The organism is Streptomyces sp. NBC_00523, assembly GCF_036346615.1.
Classification (GTDB): Bacteria; Actinomycetota; Actinomycetes; order Streptomycetales; family Streptomycetaceae; genus Streptomyces.
On the sequence record NZ_CP107836.1, the window covers coordinates 6,960,562 to 6,978,387 of the forward strand.

At 75.0% G+C, this 17,826-nt stretch carries 15 protein-coding genes; 11 read left to right on the forward strand and 4 right to left on the reverse strand.

Features of this window, described 5'->3' with window-relative positions:
- Positions 1-53: 53 nt before the first annotated feature.
- Positions 54-494 (forward strand): DUF2000 domain-containing protein, encoded by a 441-nt coding sequence (locus tag OHS17_RS31315; protein WP_330314901.1) that lies wholly within the window; start codon positions 54-56, stop codon positions 492-494.
- A 45-nt stretch (positions 495-539) separates the two neighbouring features.
- Here the strand turns inward: OHS17_RS31315 and OHS17_RS31320 are convergent, their stop codons facing one another.
- From OHS17_RS31320 to OHS17_RS31330, 3 genes are all read right to left on the reverse strand, one after another.
- Positions 540-1,586 (reverse strand): polyprenyl synthetase family protein, encoded by a 1,047-nt coding sequence (locus OHS17_RS31320; protein ID WP_330314902.1) that lies wholly within the window; start codon positions 1,584-1,586, stop codon positions 540-542.
- Positions 1,583-2,647: a tetratricopeptide repeat protein gene (locus OHS17_RS31325; RefSeq protein ID WP_330314903.1), complete on the reverse strand. Its 1,065-nt coding sequence runs from the start codon at positions 2,645-2,647 to the stop codon at positions 1,583-1,585. The genes OHS17_RS31320 and OHS17_RS31325 overlap by 4 nt, the downstream gene beginning before the upstream one ends.
- Before the next feature lie 230 nt (positions 2,648-2,877).
- Positions 2,878-4,170: a phosphoribosyltransferase gene (locus OHS17_RS31330; RefSeq protein ID WP_330314904.1), complete on the reverse strand. Its 1,293-nt coding sequence runs from the start codon at positions 4,168-4,170 to the stop codon at positions 2,878-2,880.
- 249 nt (positions 4,171-4,419) lie between these two features.
- Between OHS17_RS31330 and OHS17_RS31335 the strand changes: the two genes are divergently transcribed.
- From OHS17_RS31335 to OHS17_RS31380, 10 genes are read left to right on the forward strand one after another with little or no spacing between them, the layout of a single operon-like run.
- Complete coding sequence (locus OHS17_RS31335; RefSeq protein WP_330314905.1) at positions 4,420-5,676, forward strand: ATP-grasp domain-containing protein; 1,257 nt, start codon at positions 4,420-4,422, stop codon at positions 5,674-5,676.
- Positions 5,673-6,509, forward strand: a complete 837-nt coding sequence (locus OHS17_RS31340; protein ID WP_330314906.1) for a Rossmann-like domain-containing protein — start codon at positions 5,673-5,675, stop codon at positions 6,507-6,509. The genes OHS17_RS31335 and OHS17_RS31340 overlap by 4 nt, the downstream gene beginning before the upstream one ends.
- A complete protein-coding gene (locus OHS17_RS31345; RefSeq protein WP_330314907.1) occupies positions 6,506-7,573 on the forward strand; it encodes a PLP-dependent cysteine synthase family protein in 1,068 nt (355 codons plus the stop codon). The genes OHS17_RS31340 and OHS17_RS31345 overlap by 4 nt, the downstream gene beginning before the upstream one ends.
- On the forward strand, positions 7,570-8,628 hold the full coding sequence (locus OHS17_RS31350; RefSeq protein ID WP_330314908.1) for an enolase C-terminal domain-like protein: 1,059 nt from the start codon (positions 7,570-7,572) through the stop codon (positions 8,626-8,628). The genes OHS17_RS31345 and OHS17_RS31350 overlap by 4 nt, the downstream gene beginning before the upstream one ends.
- Positions 8,625-9,887 (forward strand): MFS transporter, encoded by a 1,263-nt coding sequence (locus OHS17_RS31355; protein ID WP_330314909.1) that lies wholly within the window; start codon positions 8,625-8,627, stop codon positions 9,885-9,887. Before OHS17_RS31350 ends, OHS17_RS31355 begins: the two co-directional genes overlap by 4 nt.
- Before the next feature lie 10 nt (positions 9,888-9,897).
- Positions 9,898-10,713, forward strand: coding sequence for a class I SAM-dependent DNA methyltransferase (locus tag OHS17_RS31360; RefSeq protein WP_330314910.1), 816 nt, complete (start codon positions 9,898-9,900; stop codon positions 10,711-10,713).
- A complete protein-coding gene (locus OHS17_RS31365) occupies positions 10,713-12,293 on the forward strand; it encodes an ABC transporter substrate-binding protein (RefSeq protein WP_330314911.1) in 1,581 nt (526 codons plus the stop codon). The genes OHS17_RS31360 and OHS17_RS31365 overlap by 1 nt, the downstream gene beginning before the upstream one ends.
- Positions 12,290-13,243 (forward strand): ABC transporter permease, encoded by a 954-nt coding sequence (locus tag OHS17_RS31370; protein WP_330314912.1) that lies wholly within the window; start codon positions 12,290-12,292, stop codon positions 13,241-13,243. The genes OHS17_RS31365 and OHS17_RS31370 overlap by 4 nt, the downstream gene beginning before the upstream one ends.
- On the forward strand, positions 13,243-14,121 hold the full coding sequence (locus tag OHS17_RS31375; protein ID WP_330315406.1) for an ABC transporter permease: 879 nt from the start codon (positions 13,243-13,245) through the stop codon (positions 14,119-14,121). The genes OHS17_RS31370 and OHS17_RS31375 overlap by 1 nt, the downstream gene beginning before the upstream one ends.
- Positions 14,118-15,611, forward strand: coding sequence for an ABC transporter ATP-binding protein (locus OHS17_RS31380; RefSeq protein ID WP_330314913.1), 1,494 nt, complete (start codon positions 14,118-14,120; stop codon positions 15,609-15,611). The genes OHS17_RS31375 and OHS17_RS31380 overlap by 4 nt, the downstream gene beginning before the upstream one ends.
- A gap of 14 nt (positions 15,612-15,625) precedes the next feature.
- On the opposite strand, the gene OHS17_RS31385 is transcribed toward OHS17_RS31380, so the two are convergent.
- Entirely contained in the window at positions 15,626-17,758 is a 2,133-nt protein-coding gene (locus tag OHS17_RS31385) for a PP2C family protein-serine/threonine phosphatase (protein WP_330314914.1), read from the reverse strand.
- Positions 17,759-17,826: the final 68 nt, after the last annotated feature.

Sequence of the window (17,826 nt, forward strand, 5' to 3'; positions counted from 1 at the left end):
ACGTGCAAAGTTCGTACAAGACCGGGTCCCGGCCGCCCCGGCAGGCTCGGGGCATGACAGCTGAGACCGCCGCACCCACCCCCGTCCGCTTCGACACCAAGATCGCCGTGCTGCTCCGGAACGACCTGGAGACCTGGCAGCGGCTGAACGTCACCGCCTTCCTGGTCAGCGGTCTCGGTACGGCCGCCCCGGAGCTGATCGGCGAGCCCCACACGGACGCGGACGACACCCCGTACCTGCCGATGTTCCGCCAGCCGGTCATGGTCTTCGAGGGCACGAAGGAGATGCTGACCACCGCCCACACCCGTGCCGTCGGCCGGGGCGTCGCGCTGTCCGTGTTCACCTCGGAACTCTTCGCGACGGGCAACGACCGCGACAACCGCGCCGCCGTGCGCGCCGTTCACCGGGACTCGCTGGACCTGGTCGGGATCGCGGTGCACGGCCCCCGCAACGCGGTGGACAAGATCCTCAAGGGTGCGTCGATGCACCGGTGACAACGGCCGCGCCGCCCGCCGGAACGAGGGGGCGGCGCGGTGGCGTCACAGGGCGCGGTCCACGACGTACGGGAACAGCGTGAGCATCTCCTCCAGGGCGTCGGGCGCCGACGAGACGCTCTCCAGGCAGGCCCGCGCCCGCTCCAGATGACCGTGCGCCTCCGCCGTGGCGGCCGCCCGCCCGCCGGCCTCCTCCACCAGCCCGGCGGCCCGCCGCACCGATGCCTCGTCGAGCGGGCCGCCGCGCAGCAGCGCCGCCAGCTCCGTCGCGGCCGGGCCGCCTGCGGCGAGCGCGGCGAGCACCGGGTACGTCTTCTTGCCGCGCCCGAGGTCACCGTGCACCGGCTTGCCCGTGACCGCGGGATCGCCCCAGATCCCCAGCACATCGTCCGCCGCCTGGAACGCCACGCCCAGGTGGCGCCCCGCCGCGGCCAGCGCGTCGGCCTCCGTGCGCCCGGCGCCCCCGAGCAGGGCACCCAGGCCGGCGGCGCAGCCCAGCAGCGCACCGGTCTTGCGCTCGGCCATCTGCCGGTACTCGTGCGCCCGCACGGCGTCGGGACCGGTCCACGGCCGCGACTCGAAGAGCAGGTCGTCGGCCTGGCCGTGCACCAGGTCGGTGAGGGTGCCGGCGAGCAGCCGCAGCGCCGGGGCGCACTGCCGGCCCGGCGCGTCGGTGAGCGTCCGCACCGCCTGGGCGAACAGCGCGTCCCCCGCGAGGACCGCCGGACCGGTTCCGTAGGCCTTCCAGGCGGTGGCGCGCCGCCTGCGCGTCTCGTCGCCGTCCATGATGTCGTCGTGGAGCAGCGAGAAGGTGTGGATCAGCTCGACGGCGACCGCTCCGGGGACCGCGTCCCGCGCCTCCGCCCCGACGGCCTCCGCGCCGAGCACGGCCAGCGCCTGGCGTACGCCCTTGCCCTGGGCGCCCGGCACGTCGTCGCCGTCCACCCCGTCCCACCCGAGCGAGAACGCGGTGATCTCGGCGTGCCACGGGTGCAGTTGGCGCACGGCCCGGGACAGGGCGGGGCGGACCAGGGCGCGGCAGCGGGCCAGGATGCGCGGTGCGGTCACCGGGGAGGCCGTCGGCGACGTCATCGCCCACCGCCCGCGTCCGCCGCCGTGTCCCCGGACCGCTCCACGCCCAGCTCCGCGTACGCCCGGTCGACCATGTCCCGGGCGTTGAGCAGCCCGATCCGGTCGAGCGTGGCCCGCAGCGCGTCCAGATCGGCGGCCGTCTCCCCGGCGTCCCGCCCGAGCCGGGCGAGCGACTTCACCAGGCCGAGTCGCGCCAGCGCCTCGCCCCGGGGCTCAGCCATCGCCCGGAACTCCTCCAGCGCCCCCGCGTAGCCCTGCCGGGCCTCCTCGTGGCGTCCGGCGCGGTAGAGCACGTTGGCGCGCATCTTGTGGTTGTACGCCAGGGCGCTCGACAACTTCATCTCCCGGCAGGCGACCTCGGCCTCCGCCAGCAGCTCCAGTGCGCGGTCCGGGTCGTTGTCGCGTACGGAGATGATGTCGGCCATGCCGCGCAGCGCCCAGGCCCGGCCCCGCCGGTCATCGGCGTCACCGGCCAGCTGGGCGGCCTCCTCGAACATCGCCAGGGCGGTGTCGAAGGAACCGGTGTTGCGGTGGATCTGCGCGATGCCCTCCAGGGCCCAGACGGTGTGGCGCGCCTCGCCGCGTGCCCGGGCCTCGGCGAGCAGTTGCTCATGCAGCGCGGCGACGGTCCGGTAGTCGCCCTGGATGCGCCCGGTCTCCGCGAGGCCGGCGAGCGAGTAACCCCGGGCGACGACGTCCCCGCCCCGCTTGCCCAGGTCCGCCGCCAGGCCCAGGAGCCGGAACGCGAGCCGGAGCCGGCCGCGCTGGCGGGCCAGTGTGCCGCCGCTCCACAGGGCCCAGGCCATCGCCCCGGCGTCGTCCGCCGAGCGCGCGGCGCGGTAACTCGCCTTCCACGCGGAGTCGGCGTCCCGGACCTGGCCGAGCCTGCGGTGTGCCTCGGCCACGGCGAGACCCGCGCGGGCCACTTCCCGGGCGGAGCCGGAGCGTTCGGCCTCTTCCAAGTGGCGTACGCCCTCGGCGAGTACGTCCGTGAGGGAGGCGTTCACGGACATCTTGGTGAGGGCGCCCTGGTATTCGGGCGCCAGTGCCTTGCTGTGCATGGAAGCCTTTCGCGCGGGCACGGGCGGCCTCGGCCATGACTATGCAGTGCATGTATACATGTAGCGTATAGTTGGCCGGTTCTCCGGTCCGTGCTCAGGGGGGAGGGGCGAGAGTGGTCGTGTGTGCGGCGTGCCGCCTTGCTGTGGACCAAGACCGCGGATCGGCGCCCGGGGTTGCCTCGTCCCGGGAATTGTCGTCGGAACCGTGGACCGGACGTGCTCGTGGCCCGTCAGACGGCCCCGTCGGCCAGGTGCCCGGCGAACCAGTCGCGGGCCCGCTCGGCGACGTCGTCCAGCGTGCCCGGCTCCTCGAAGAGGTGCGTCGCGCCCGGGACGACGTCGAGCCGGTTCTCGCAGCGCAACTGCGCCTGCGCCCGGCGGTTCAGGTCCAGCACCTCGGTGTCCCGGCTGCCCACGAGCAGCAGCGTGGGGGAGCGGACCTCGCCCAGGCGGGCGCCCGCCAGATCCGGCCGCCCGCCCCGCGAGACGACCGCGCCGATGCCCGTCTCCCGCTCCGCGCCGAGAACGGCCGCCGCCTGGAGCGCGGCGGCCGCGCCCGTGCTGGCGCCGAACACGCCGAGGGGCCCGGGCGCATGGGCCCGCACCCAGGCCGCGGCGTCCACCAGGCGGCCGGCGAGGGCCGAGATGTCGAAGACATGGCCGCCCTCCGCCTCCTCGTCCGCGGTGAGCAGGTCGAAGAGCAGCGTGCCGAGACCGGCCCGGTTCAGCGCCGCGGCGACCGACCGGTTGCGCGGGCTGTGCCGGCTGCTCCCGGAGCCGTGGGCGAACACCACGAGCGCCCCGGAGCCACCGGCCGGGGTGAGGGTGCCCGGCAGGTCGACGCCGCCGGCCTCCACCAGGACGTCGCTGGTCAGCCGGGGCCCGGTCTGTCGCGCGGCCCGGGCCAGGAGCGCGACGACCTCCTCGTCCGGGGTCTGGCCGAAGTCCCGGTACCACTCGCCCACCGCCGAGAACGCGACCGGCGACGACAGGCAGACCAGCTCGTCCGCCTCCTTCCGCAGCCGGGCCGCCGCGGACGGCGGTGCGACCGGTACGGCCAGCACCACATGCGCGGCACCCTGCGCCCGGGCCACCGCGCAGGCGGCGAGCGCGGTCGCGCCGGTGGCGATCCCGTCGTCCACGACGACCGCGGTGCGCCCGTCGAGCGGGATGCGCGGCCGGTCGCCCCGGAACTCGCGGGCACGGCGGCGCAGTTCGGCCTCCTCCGCCTCCTGGACGGCCGCGATGTCGGAGTCCGAGACCCCGGCCCGGCGCACGATGTCGTCGCTGATGATCCGGACGCCGCCCTCCCCGATGGCGCCGAAGCCCAGTTCCGGGTGGCTCGGGACGCCCAGTTTGCGGACCACGATGACGTCGAGCGGGGCGCCGAGCTCCTGAGCGACGCGGAAGGCGACCGGCACACCGCCGCGCGGGAGTCCCAGCACGACGGGATCGCTCTGCGCGAGGGGCCGGAGGGCTTCGGCGAGCCGACGGCCCGCGTCGGGACGGTCGGCGAACAGCACAGGACTCACCCCACATCGAGGACCACGCGCGGCGCCCACCCGTTCTGTCGCCGGGTGACGCACGTACCTCATTCCAATCAACCGCGCTCACCGGGCCCGCGCAAATCGGCGGAAACGCACGGGATCCCGACACATAGATGACAATGAAAACGATTGTCGTTAACGTATGCGGGGTCGGGCACGCAGCCTGCCGGCCGTTTGCCGGCGCGTGCCCGGAATTCCGCAACCGTGCGTCCAAGAGGGGGAGTTGTGGCTCATCTGCTGATGGTCGAGAGCTGGGTCGGGTCGATGAGCAGACTCCTGCCGAGAGCGATTCGGGAGGGCGGGCACGAGTTCACCTTCCTCACCCGCGATCTGCATCACTATCTGCGCTCGGCGCCGGAGGGCACCCGGCACCCGCTGCTCGCGGCCCGGAACGTGCTGACGGCCCCCACCAATGACCCCGACCAGCTGCTGCCGTTCGCCGAACGGGCCCACCAGGCCCTGGGTTTCGACGCCGTGGTCTCCTCCTGCGACTACTACCTGCCGGTGGCAGCCCGGATCGCGGCCCGCCTGGGGCTGCCCGGCCCCGCCCCCGAGGCAATGGAGAACGCCTGCCGCAAGGACGCCACCCGAAACGTCCTCGCCCGTGCCGGAGTGCCCGGGCCGCGCTACGCGGTCTGCGCCGACTGGGCCGGAACCGCCAAGGCGGCGGCCCGGATCGGGCTGCCGCTGGTCGTGAAGCCGGTGGACCTGTGCGCGGGGATGCTGGTGCGCCGCGTGGACGACGAGGCCCAGCTCGCCGACGCCCACCGCGCCCTCGCCGACTTCCCGGTCAACGCGCGGGGACAGCGGCGTTCCCCCGTCATCCTGCTGGAAGAGCTGCTGCACGGTCCCGAGGTCAGCGTCGAGACCGTCACGCACCGGGGGCGGACCCGGGTGATCGGGGTGACCGACAAGAGCATCGGCGGCGCCCCGGCCTTCGTGGAGACCGGGCACATGTTCCCGGCCGCCCTCACCGAACAGGACGCCCGCGCGGCCCGGGACACGGCGGTCCGGGCGATCGAGGCGCTGGGCCTGGACGGCGTCGTCGCGCACACCGAGATCAAACTGACGCCCGCCGGACCCCGCGTGGTGGAGGTCAACCCCCGCCCGGCGGGCAACCGCATCACCGAACTCGTCCGGCACGTGACCGGCATCGACCTCGCCGCCGCCTGTGTGAGCGTGGCCCTCGGCGAGGAGCCGGATCTGCGGCCGCACGACACCGGCCTGCGCAGCGCCGCCATCGGCTTCCTGGTGCCCGCCACCGGGGGAGTGCTGGACGGCATCGACGGCGGCGACACGGCCGGCGAGGCCGACGACGTGCTGGAGCTCAGCCTCGCCGCGCCCGGCACCCGGGTCACCGCCGAGGGCAGCAACAACGGATACCTCGGGCATGTGATGGCGGGCGACACCGACGGGCCGGGCGCCCGCGCCCGCGTGGAAGCGCTGCTGGCGGGCCTCCGCCCCCGGGTGGTGTCCCGATGACCGCGCCCACCGCCACCACCGCCCCGGCCCCCGGCTCGTGCGACGCGCTCGTCTCCCGCGTCCTGTCCGGCGCGTACGGGCCCGACCCGAAGGCCCTCCGCGTCAGCACCGCCTTCACCATCCGCCAGTCCGTCAGGCATACGGGACGGGCCGGCGGCTACCGCAACGAGGTCCTGAGCCTGCGCATCGGCGCCGCCGTCGGCTCCTGCGCGGTCGAACCGGGCGAGCTGCCGGACGGCGCCGCCGACGACTGCGTCGGCACCGATGCCGCCACGCTGCTCGCCCACCCGCTGCGGGCGGTACGGATCGCCGCGCTCGACGCCTTCCTCATGCACATCCTGCCGCACGGCCCCGCCTCGGGTGCCCGGCCGTTGCCGCTGCCCGCCGGGGGCTCCCTGGAGAAGTCGCGGGCCCGGGCGCGCGCCGTCGTCGGCCTGCTGGACCTCCCGCCCGGCCGCACGGTGCTCGTCGTCGGCGTCGTCAACTCGCTCCTGGAGGCGTTGCGCGAGCGCGGACTGCGGTACGTGCCCTGCGATCTGAAGGGCGGCACCACGGAGTGGGACGAGCCGGTACGTGACGACGCCTCGGACCACCTCAGCCGCTGCGACGCCGTCCTCGCCTCGGGGATGACCCTCGGCAACGGCACCTTCGAACAGCTCAGGACCCACGCGCTGCGCCACGGCAAGCCGCTCGTGATGTTCGCCCAGACGGGCAGCGCGGTCCTGCCCCGGCTCATCGGCTCGGGGGTCACCGCCGTCTCCGCGGAGCCGTACCCCTTCTTCTGGCTCGACGGCGGCCCCGGCACCATCCACCAGTACGGAGGCACCCGGTGACCACGGCACTCCTGCGCCCCACCGGCAACCGCGAACTGCTCGGCCTGGTCGGGCGCACCCCGCTCGCCCGGATCACCGCGCCCCTGCCCTGTCCGCACCCCGGATTCTGGGCCAAGCTCGAAGGCTTCGGGGTGGGCGGCATGAAGGCACGCGCCGCCGTCTCGATGCTCCAAGGAGCCGAAGAACGCGGCGAACTCCGCCCCGGCGCCCCGGTCGTGGAGTCGACGTCCGGCACCCTCGGCATCGGCATCGCCTTCGCGGGCCAGGCACTCGGACACCCCGTGATCCTGGTGGGCGACACCGAACTCGAACCGTCCATGCGGCAGTTGCTGCGCGCCCACGGCGCCCGGCTCGAACTGGTCGACCGCCCGGCCGAGGAGGGCGGCTGGCAGGCGGCCCGGCTCGCCCGCCTCCACGAGCTGCTGGCCACCCTGCCGGACGCCTACTGGCCCGACCAGTACAACAACCCCGACAACACCGCCGGTTATGCCTCGCTCGCCGCCGAGATCGCCGGCCGGCTCGACCGGGTGGACGTGCTGGTGTGCAGCGTCGGCACCGGCGGACACAGCGCCGGGACCGCCGCCTCGCTGCGCGGACACTGGCCCGCCCTGCGGCTGATCGGCGTCGACGCCACCGGCTCGGCCATCTTCGGCCAGCCCGCCCGCTCCCGGCTCATGCGCGGCCTCGGCAGCAGCATCCATCCCCGCAACGTCGCCCACGACCTCTTCGACGAGGTCCACTGGGTCGGCCCGGCCGAGGCCGCCGACAGCTGCCGCAGGCTCGCCCGGGGCAACTTCGTCAGCGGCGGCTGGAGCACCGGGGCCGTCGCCCTCGTCGCCGCCTGGGCCGCCCGCGTGCACCCGGGCGCGGTCGTGGCCACCGTCTTCCCCGACGGACCGCACCGGTACCTCGGCAGCGTCTTCGACGACGGCTTCCACGCCCTCCACGGCCTCCGTACGGGTACCCCCGCGACCCGCCCCGTCGAGATCTCCCACCCCGGCGCGGCGGAGGCCACCGGCTGGACCCGCTGCACCACGGTCACGGACCCCCGGGAGCGCCGATGAAGTGCACCCTCAGCACCGTGGAACTCCGGCTCGCCGAGCCGCTGCGGATCTCCCGGTCCACCACGACCGCCCGGCACGCCGTCCGACTGACCGTCGAGCACCAGGGACTCCACGGCCACGGCGAAGCCGTCACCAGCGTGTACTACGGGCTGGACACCGGCGCCCTGCACCAGTGGCTGCACCGGTCCTCGCGCGCACTCGCCCGCTTCCCCGACCCCGAGACCGCCCTCGCCGCACTCCCCGAGGACGCCATCTCCACGCCCCCGGCGGTCACGGCCGCCGTGGAGTCCGCGCTGCTCGACCTCGCCGGCAAGCGCGCGGGGAAGCCCGTGCACCGGCTCCTCGGCGCCTCCGCGCCGCCCACCGCCGCCACCGCCCGGACCATCGGCATCACCACGCCCTCCCGGGCCGCCGCCCTCGCCACCCGCCTCGCGGACCGGGGATTCACGGTCCTCAAGGTCAAGGCCGGATCGGCGGACCCGGAGGACGACATCGCCCGGGTCCGCGCGGTCCGCGCCGCCGCCCCCGGCGTACGCCTGCTGCTCGACCCGAACGGCGGCTGGAGCGGGTCCGCCGCGCCCCGGCTGCTCGGGCGGTTCGCCGAACTGGGCGTCGAGGCCGTCGAACAGCCCGTGGCGCCGGGCGACCCCGAAGGGCTGGCCCGGCTCGCCGCGCGGTCACCGCTGCCGGTCGTCGCGGATGAGGACGCGGTCTCCTTCGAGGACGCCCGCCGCCTCGCGGGCCGCGTCCACGGCATCAACGTCAAGCTCGCCAAATGCGGCGGACCGGGCGCCGCCCTGCGCATCGCCGCCCTCATCGCCGGAAGCGGAACGGATCTCATGCTCGGCTGCCTCACCGCCAGTTCACTCGGCATCGCCCCCGCCGTCCATCTCGCCGACCGCGCCCGGTGGACCGACCTGGACGGCCACCTCCTGCTCGCCCACGACCCCTGGACCGGCATCGGCGGCGACGACGGCACCGTACGCGCGAGCACGCGGCCGGGGCTCGGCGTACATCCGAGCCCGGCGCCCGCCCCGGCAGAGGTGCGACCGTGACGACCTGGCGCGAGATCCGAAGCTTCAGCCCGGCCGTCCGGCTCCTGCTGGTCAACCAACTCGGCGTCAACACCGGCTTCTACCTCCTCATCCCCTACCTCGCCGTCCACCTGAGCCGCGACCTCGGCATGTCCGCCGCCGCCGTCGGCACCGTGCTCGGCGTGCGCAACCTCAGCCAGCAGGGGCTCTTCATCCTGGGCGGCTCGGCGGCGGACCGGCTGGGCGCCCGGGGCGTGATCATCACCGGCTGCGCCCTGCGGACCGTGGGCTTCGGACTGTTCGCCCTCGGCGACGGAACGGCGGTGCTCCTCGCGGCCTCCGCGCTCAGCGGGCTGGCCGGCGCCCTGTTCAACCCGGCCGTCCGCGCCTACCTCGCCCAGGAGGCGGGGGGGCGCAAGGCCGAGGCGTTCGCCCTGTTCAACGTGTTCGCGACGACCGGCGCCCTCGTCGGCCCCCTCCTCGGCAGCGCGCTCCTTCTGGTCGACTTCCGGGCCGCGGCCCTGACGGCGGCCGGACTCTTCGCGCTCCTGACCGTCGCCCAGGCGCTGATGCTGCCCGCCGGACAGGTCGCCCCGGCCAAGGAGAGCGTGCTCGCCGACTGGCGCGAAGTGGTGGGGAACCGGGCGTTCATGGCGTTCGCCCTGGCCATGGTGGCCATGATCGCGCTGGAGAGCCAGCTCTATCTGCTGCTCCCCGAGGGCGCCCGCCGGGCCACCGGCTGGGACGGCGCGGCAGGACCGGTCCTCGTCGTGGCGACGCTCGCCGGACTCGGGCTCCAGCTGCCTCTCACCCGGGCGCTGCAACGCCGTGGCAGCCGGGCGGGCTGGATCAGCTGCGGCCTCGCGCTCATGGCCGCGGCCTTCGTACCGCCCCTGCTCGTGACCTCCGGACCGGGCACGGACCCGGGAGACCTGCCCGGCGTCGCGCTGCGCATGGTCCCGGTCATGGCGGGTGCCCTGCTCCTCCAGACCGGCCTCATGGTCGCCCAGCCCTTCGTGATGGAGCTGGTGCCCGGCTTCGGCCGGTCCCGGCTCACCGGCACCTACTTCGGCGTCTTCTACGTGGTCTCCGGCATCGCGGCCGCCCTGGGCAACGCCGCCGTCGGCTGGGCGATGGACACCGGCGCGCGCACGGGTGCCGGGTGGCTGCCGTGGGCGTGCTGCACCGGACTCGGGCTCGCCTCGGCGGCCGCCGTCGCCCGGCTGCACCGCACCGGGGCCCTGCCCGTCGCATCGGCGCCCCTGCCGGTCCGGGCGTGAGGGGCCCGCGATGAACGACAGGAACCTGCTCACCGACAACCCGGCCCTGTACGAGACGCGCTTCCCCGACGCCGAACGGCTCGCCGGACGCTGGACCGAGGAGTGCCTGCGCGACCACGGGTCCGGTGCCCGCGTCCTGGACCTCGGCTGCGGCACCGGCCGCGACGCCGCCCACCTGCACGCGGCCGGCCGTACGGTGACGGGCGCGGACCTCTCCGACGCGATGCTCCGGTACGCCGCCCGGCACCACCCGGGCCCCCGCTACCTCCGTGCGGACCTGCGCCGCTTCGACCTGGGGGCGCGGAGCTTCGACGCCGTGGTCTGTCTGGACAGCGCGCTGCTCTACTGCCGGACCGACGCGGAACTCGCCGGATGCCTCGCCTCCTGCCACCGGGCGCTCGCCCCGGGCGGCCTGCTCGTCGCGGAGATGCGCAACGGCGCCTACTTCCTCGGCCGCGCCCACCGCAACGGCGCCCCCGCCGCCCACGCGTTCACCCACGAGGGCGTCACCTACCGCTCCGTCACCCGGCTCCGCGTGGACGCCGCCGGACGCCTCCTGCACCGCTCCCGCACCTGGACCACGGACGACGGCTCGCCGCCGGTCGAACAGCGCTCCGCGTGGCGCCTGTTGCTGCCCGACGAGCTGCGCCGCACCGTCACCGGGGCCGGGTTCGAGGTGCTGGCCCTGCACGACGGGCCGGGACCGCGCACCGAACCCGCCTGGCGCGAGGGCGCGTTCTCCGCGGGCACCACGACCGGTGACCGCCTCCACCTCATCGCCCGTCGCCGGGCCCCGATACCCACCGCACAGCAAGGACAACCGTGATGCACGACGACCACTTCCCCGGCCTGCACCGCCGAGGCTTCCTGATCGCCTCGGGAGCCGCCGGAGCCCTCGCCCTCTCCGGATGCGCGGGCACCCCCGCCCCCGGCACCTCCGACACCAAGCAAGAAGCAGGCACCCCGAAACGCGGCGGACGCCTGAGGGCCGCCTTCGCCGGAGGAGGGGCGAGCGAAACCCTCGACCCGCACCTCAGCAACCTGTTCGCCGACGCGGCCCGCGCCAAGGCCCTCTACGACAAGCTCGCCGACTACGGCGCCGACCTCTCCGCACAGCCCCGCCTCGCCGCCTCCTGGGAACCGGACAGCACCCTGAAGCGGTGGAAGGTCTCCCTGCGCTCCGCCGTCTTCCACGACGGGAAGCCCGTGACCGCCGCCGACGTCCTGCACAGCTACCGGCGCATCGCCGACCCGAAGCGCGCCTTCCGGGGCAGGGCCTCGCTCGAACCGATCGACCTGGCCGCCAGCCGGGCTCTGGACGAGCGGACCGTGGGGTTCGTCCTCAAGCGCCCGACCGCCGAATTCCCCAACGTCATGGCCGCGTTCGGCGCGTACATCATCCCGGCGTCGGCGCGCGAGGGCGACTTCGATCACGCGCCCGTCGGCAGTGGACCCTTCCGCCTCGTCTCCTTCGCACCGGGGCGCTCCACCCTCCTGCGCCGCAACGACGACTACTGGGAGGGCGCGCCGCATCTGGACGAACTGGAATTCGTCGTCGCCGACGAGGAGTCCGCCCGCGTCAACGCCCTGCTGGGCGGCCAGGTGGAGTACGCCCACGAGCTGAACCCCGCCACCGCCCGCGCCCACGAGCACGGCGGGCGCGTGACCATCGTGCGGCTCCGCAACAGCGCCATGCAGTCCTTCGCCATGAAGACCGACCGGCCGCCCTTCCACGACCGCCGCGTCCGCCAGGCGCTGTTCCTCGTCGCCGACCGCGCGGAGCTCGTACGCAGCGCCCTCTCCGGCGCCGGTGAGACCGGCAACGACCTCTTCGGCAAGGGGTACGAGTACTACGCGGACGGCCTTCCGCAGCGCGAGCAGGACCTCGGCCGCGCCCGGCGGCTGCTGAAGGAGGCGGGCGCCGACGACCTGCGGATCACCCTCGACACCTCACCGGTCGCCACCGGCTTCACCGAGGCCGCCGCCGTCTTCCGCGACCAGGCCGCGAAGGCGGGCATCACCGTCCGCGTACGGACCGGCAGCAAGGACACGTACTGGAAGGACATCCTCGACGCGGGCACCCTGTGCTGCTACCGCTCCGGGGCGATGCCCATCGAGTCGCACCTCTCGCAGCGCCTGCTCACCGACTCGACCACCAACGCCACCCACTGGCGCCACCAGGACTTCGACGCCCTGTACCGGCAGGCCCAGTCCACGAAGGACGCGAAGCAGCGCGCCGACGTCTACGCCCGCATGCAGCGCCGGCTGTACACCGAGGGGCCGTTCCTCATCTGGGGCTTCGCCGACTGGATCCTCGGCACGGCCCGCAACGTCCGGGGCATCGAGCACCAGGCCCCCGCCAACACCCTGGACTGGGCCCGCTTCGACAAGGTGTGGCTGGCGTGAACGCGACCGGACACCGGGTGGCGCGACGGCTGCTGCTCGGCGGCGCGCAGACCGCCGCCGTGGTCCTGCTCGTCTTCGCCGCCACCGAGGCCCTGCCCGGCGACGCCGCCGTCGCCCTCGCAGGCGACCAGCCCGACCCCGAACGCATCGAAGCCGTCCGTACGGCGATGCGGCTGGACCGGCCCGCCCACGAACGCCTCCTCGACTGGACGGCCGGGCTGCTCCACGGCGACCTCGGCACCTCGCTGACCTCCGGGCGGCCGGTCGCCGCCGCGCTCGCCGACGGCATCGGCCCCACCCTGCTGCTCGCCGTACCGACGGTCCTGCTGTTGGTCCCGGCCGGAATCGGCCTCGGCGTGCTGGCGGCCCGGCGCGAGGGAGGAGCGGTGGACCGGACCATCAGCGCGGTGCTGCTCGCCCTCTACGCCGTCCCCGAATTCGCCCTGGGAGCCCTGGTGGTCACGGTCTTCGCCCTGCGGCTCGGCTGGTTCCCGCCCACCGCGGTGGGGTACGGCACCGAGCTCTCCTCCCACCCCGCCGCGCTCGTCCTGCCCGTCCTGGTCCTGCTCGCGCGCCCGGTCTGCTCGCTCGCCCGGCTCGTCCGCGCGGGCATGCTCGACGCGCTGGCCTCCCCGTACGTGGCACAGGCCCGCCGCTGCGGCCTCTCCCGCACCCGGGTCCGCTACGCGCACGCCCTCCCCAACGCCCTCACCCCGGCCGCCCAGCAACTCGCCCGCACGGTCGACTGGCTGCTGTGCGGGGTGGTCGTCGTGGAGGCCCTGTTCGTGGTCCCCGGGCTCGGCACCGTCCTCATGAACGCGGTCGCGGAGCGCGACCTGCCCACGGTGCAGGGGCTCGCGGTGGTGTTCGGCGTCGTCACCGTCCTGCTCAACCTGGGCGCCGACCTGGTCACCCACCGCCTCGTGCCCCGGACGGAGGTCGCCGCATGATGGCCGTCGCGGTGGCCCGCTCCCGGCGCGGGCTGAAGCGCATCGTCGTCGGCCGTCCGGGCGAGGCCGCCCCGGGGCGGGGCGCCGGGCGGTTCGTCCCCGGCCTCCTCGTCGTCGGCGTGCCGCTCCTGATCGCCCTGGCCGGGCCGCTGTTCGCCGGTGACGCGGGACCGCGCGGCACCTCGCTGACCACCGGGGCCGGCCACCCGCTCGGCACCGACTTCACCGGCCGCGACGTGCTGCGGGAGATCCTGCTCGGCGGCCGGTCCGTCGTCCTCGTCGCCGTCGCCGCGACGGCCCTGACCTACGCGGTGGCGCTGCCCGTCGGCTTCGTCTGCGCCCTCACCCGGCGGGCCTGGCTGGAGGAGGTGCTGATGCGCCCCCTGGACGTCCTGCTCTCCGTGCCGTCCCTCCTCGCCGTCCTGCTGGTGGCCGCCGTCGTGCAGCCGGGCCCGGCCGGGCTCGCCGCCGTCGTCGCGTTCGTCGGCATCCCGGACGCGGCACGGATCGTCCGGGCCGCCGGAGCGGAGGCCGCCGCGCGCCCCGCCGTCGAGGCGCTGCGCATGCAGGGGGAGAGCTGGGCGCGCCTGGCCCTCGGCTACGTCGGGCGGGCCATCGGCCGCACCCTCGCCGCGGACATCGGCGTCCGCCTGACCGGCGCGGTCTACCTCGTGGCCACCGCCGCCTTCCTCGGCGTGGGCGTGGCCCCGGACGCCGCCGACTGGGCCGTGATGGTGGACCGCAACCGCACCGGCCTGTCCGTGCAGCCGTGGGCGACGGTGGTGCCCGCCCTGCTGGTCGTCGCACTCACCATGGGCGGCAACCTGCTCGCCGACGCCGCGCTCACCCGCCCGCACCGCACGGAGAAGGACCGATGACACCTGTACGCACCGCCGCGCGCGAGCCGGTCGCTGTGATCGAGGGGCTGCGGGTCGAGGTCGGCGGGCGCGCCGTGCTCGACGGAGTGGATCTCCGCCTGCGGCCCGGCCGGATCACCGCGCTGACCGGCGGATCGGGCAGCGGCAAGACGACCACCGGGGTCGCCCTGCTCGGCGAGTACCCGCCCGGAGCACGGGTGACCGGCAGCGTACGGGTCCCGCAGGGCCTCATCGGCTACGTACCGCAGCACCCGGCCGCCGTGCTCAACCCGGCCCGCCGCATCGGCGCGTTGCTCATGGACATCGCCCGCGACCGGGTCCGGCACCTGCCCCGTCCGGGGCGCCGGGCGGCGGCGCGGGACCGTGTGCTCGACGCCCTCGCCCGCGTCCGGCTGCCCGCCGACGAACGGATGCTGCGCCGCTTCCCGCACCAGCTCTCCGGGGGCCAGCAGCAGCGCGTCGTACTCGCCCAGGTGCTGCTGCTCGGCGCGCGGGCCGTCGTCGCGGACGAGCCGACCACCGGTCAGGACCCGCTGACGAAGCGCGGGATCGTGGACCTGCTGGCCGATGTCGCCCGGCAGGGGATCGCCGTACTCCTGCTCAGTCATGACATGGACGTCGTCCGGGCGCTGGCCGACGAGGTGGTGGTCCTGCACGACGGCCGGGTACGGGACACGGCTCCGGCGGACGCGCCCGCCCGGGCCCCGCTGGGCGGTGCGGGGCGGGAGGGCGTGGTGCTCGACGCGCGTTCCCTCGTCGCGCGTCACGGCCGGACGCCCGTGCTCGACCGCGTGTCGCTGACCGTCCGTGCCGGTGAATGCCTCGCCGTCGTGGGCCGGTCGGGGAGCGGCAAGACCACCCTGGCCCGCTGCGTGACCGGCCTGCACCCGCGCCACGGCGGGGACGTGCTCCTCGACGGCGAGCCCTTGCCCGCCGGGCTGCGCGAGCGTTCCCGGAGTCAGGTGGCCGGTGTGCAGTACGTGTTCCAGGACGCGAAGGCGGCCTTCGACGCGTACCGCCCCGTGCTCGACCAGGTCGCGCGGACGGCGGTACGCCTGCGAGGCGCGGACCCGGCCGGGGCGAGGCGCGAGGCGCTTGCGCTGCTGGGCGCCCTCGGGCTCCCGGAGGCGAAGGCGGCGCGCCTGCCCGCCCATCTCTCCGGCGGCGAACTCCAGCGCGCGGCACTGGCCCGCGCCGTTCTCGCCCGCCCCCGGGTCCTGGTGTGCGACGAGATCACCTCCGGCCTCGATCCGCTGACCCGGGACGCGGTGCTGGGCCTGCTCGGCGGGCTGCTGCGCTCGGGGCACACCGACGCGCTGGTCCTGATCACCCACGACCTGGCGACCGCCGCCCGGGCGGACCGGATCGCGGTGATGGAGGACGGCCGGGTCGTGGAGACGGGGGCGGCGGGGCGGGTGCTGGGCGCGCCGGAGCACCCGTGCACCAGGGAACTCGTGGCGGCGGACCGGTCGTTCGCGGCGACGGGCTGAAGGATGATGCTGCCTCAGCCGTCCTCGTCCCGCAGCGCCTCGATCAGGAGCAGCGCGATGTCGTCGCTGCCCGGAGTGACGTCCTTCGCGTACCGGACGAGGCTGTCGGCGACGGCCTCCATCGGGCGGCCGGTGCTCCGGCCGAACTGGTCGGCGAGCGCCGCCGTCGACCGGTCGGGATCGGTGCCCGGCACCTCCACGAGCCCGTCCGTGTACAGCGCGAGCGCGGCGCCCGGCGGCAGCGGGATCTCGGTCGTCGGGTAACGGGCCTCCCGGTCGACGCCGAGCAGCAGACCGGGCGGCAGCCGCAGCACCTCCGTCTCTCCACCGGGATGGCGCAGCAGCGGCGGCGGGTGGCCCGCCGTGGCCAGCAGGGCGCGGTGGCCCGCCAGGTCCAGATGGACGTAGAGGCAGCTGGTGAACAGGTCGGCGTCGAGGTCGGAGAGCAGCCGGTTGGTGCGCGCCAGGACCTCGGCGGGCGGCGCCCCGGCGGAGGCGTGCACCGCCGTGCGTACCTGCCCCATCAGGGCGGCGGCCGTCACGTTGTGGCCCTGTACGTCGCCGATGGCCGCGGCCGCGGTGGTGGCGTCGAGCGGGATGACGTCGTAGAAGTCGCCGCCGATGCCCATGCCCCGGGTGGCGGGCAGATAGCGGGCGGCCACGTCGAGCCCGCCGATCCGGGGCAGCGTGTGGGGGAGCAGATGGGCCTGGAGGCTGTGGGCCAGCCGCTCTTTCGTGTCGTACAGGCGGGCCCGGTCCAGGGCCTGGGCGATGAGCCCGGCGATCGAGGTGAGCAGGGCCCGTTCCTCCGGATCGAAGGAGCGCGTGCGGTCGTAACCGAACACCATCGTGCCGACCGGGCGCCCGGAGGCGAAGAGCGGCAGGAAGGCCCACGCGGCCAGGCCCTCCTGGAGCGAAGCGGGCTCGAAGGCGCGCCGGAACTCGTCGAAGGTCCGGTAGAAGGCGGGGACACCGGTGCTCAGCACCTGTGCGACGGGGGCGCCGGAGGTCAGCGGCGCGCCCTCGAAGCACTCCATCAGCTCGTCGCCGAAGCCCCGGTGCCCCTCGATGCGCAGCCGCCCCTCCGCCACGGTCAGCACGGCGAGCGCCTGGATGCGAAAGGCGGGCACCAGTTGCTCGGCGATCAGCTCCACCACGTCCTGGATGCCCACGGCCTCCGTGAGCGTCGCGGCCAGGTGCATCAGGTGGTAGAGCGCGACGGCGCGTCCCGGGGCGCTCGGCGAGGAGGCGGCGCCCGTGGCGGTGGGGAGCGCCGAGGCGTGCGGATCGGTGACCGGGGTGATGTACACGCTGATCCCGGACGCGTCGGGGTAGAGGCGGAACGACAGCCACTGGTCCGGCGGCCGCAGGGCCACGAAGCACATCGGCTCCCGGCTGATCATCGCGCCCCGGTACTGGTCTTCGAACACCGGATCGGCCATCCAGCGCAGCGACTCCCACGGCAGCGTCCCCACCAGGTCCTCGACGCGTCCCCCAACCAGTTCGGCACCGGTCTCCGTGAGAAAGGTGATCCTTCCGTGCATGTCGAGGGTGCAGCAGCCGCCCGGCAAGCGGCCCACGAAGTCCGCGGCGGCGACCGCCTCGGTGTGCGCGGGCGGCGGAGCGGTGACCGGGGGCAGCACCCGCGGACCCCGTCCCGCGTTCACCGGGTGGCCCCGCTCCCGCGCCTCGTGCAGGACCCGCGCGGCGTCGCCGCAGCAGTCGTGGACCGCCGCGCGCTCCTGCGGCGTCAGCTGCGCCGGGTGCGAGCCGGGCCACAGCAGGACGAGACCGCCCAGCGCCTCCGTTCCGCTGACCAGCGGCGCGGCGGCGAGCGCGAAGCGGTACGGCAGGACGAGCGCGGGGCGCGGATAGCGCCGGGCCAGCTCCTCCTGGCTGCCGAGCCACACCAGGTGCCGGTCCTTCACCGCGTCGGACACCGGTATGGGCGCGGACAACGGCACCCGCAGCCAGGGATCGGCGATCTCCGCCGGAATCCCGGCGAGCACGGCGAGCCGGAGCGTGGATTCGCCGGGCGGCAGCAGATAGAGCATGGCCACGGCGGCGCCCGTCTCGCGCACGGCACACGCCACCGTCGCGTCCAGCCGCTCCTCCGCCGAGTCCACGACGGGTCCCACATTGCCCATAAACGGACAATACGCCCACGTCTCGCGGTGGACACCGCGATGGCACCCGCCGCGACGCGCTTCCCGGC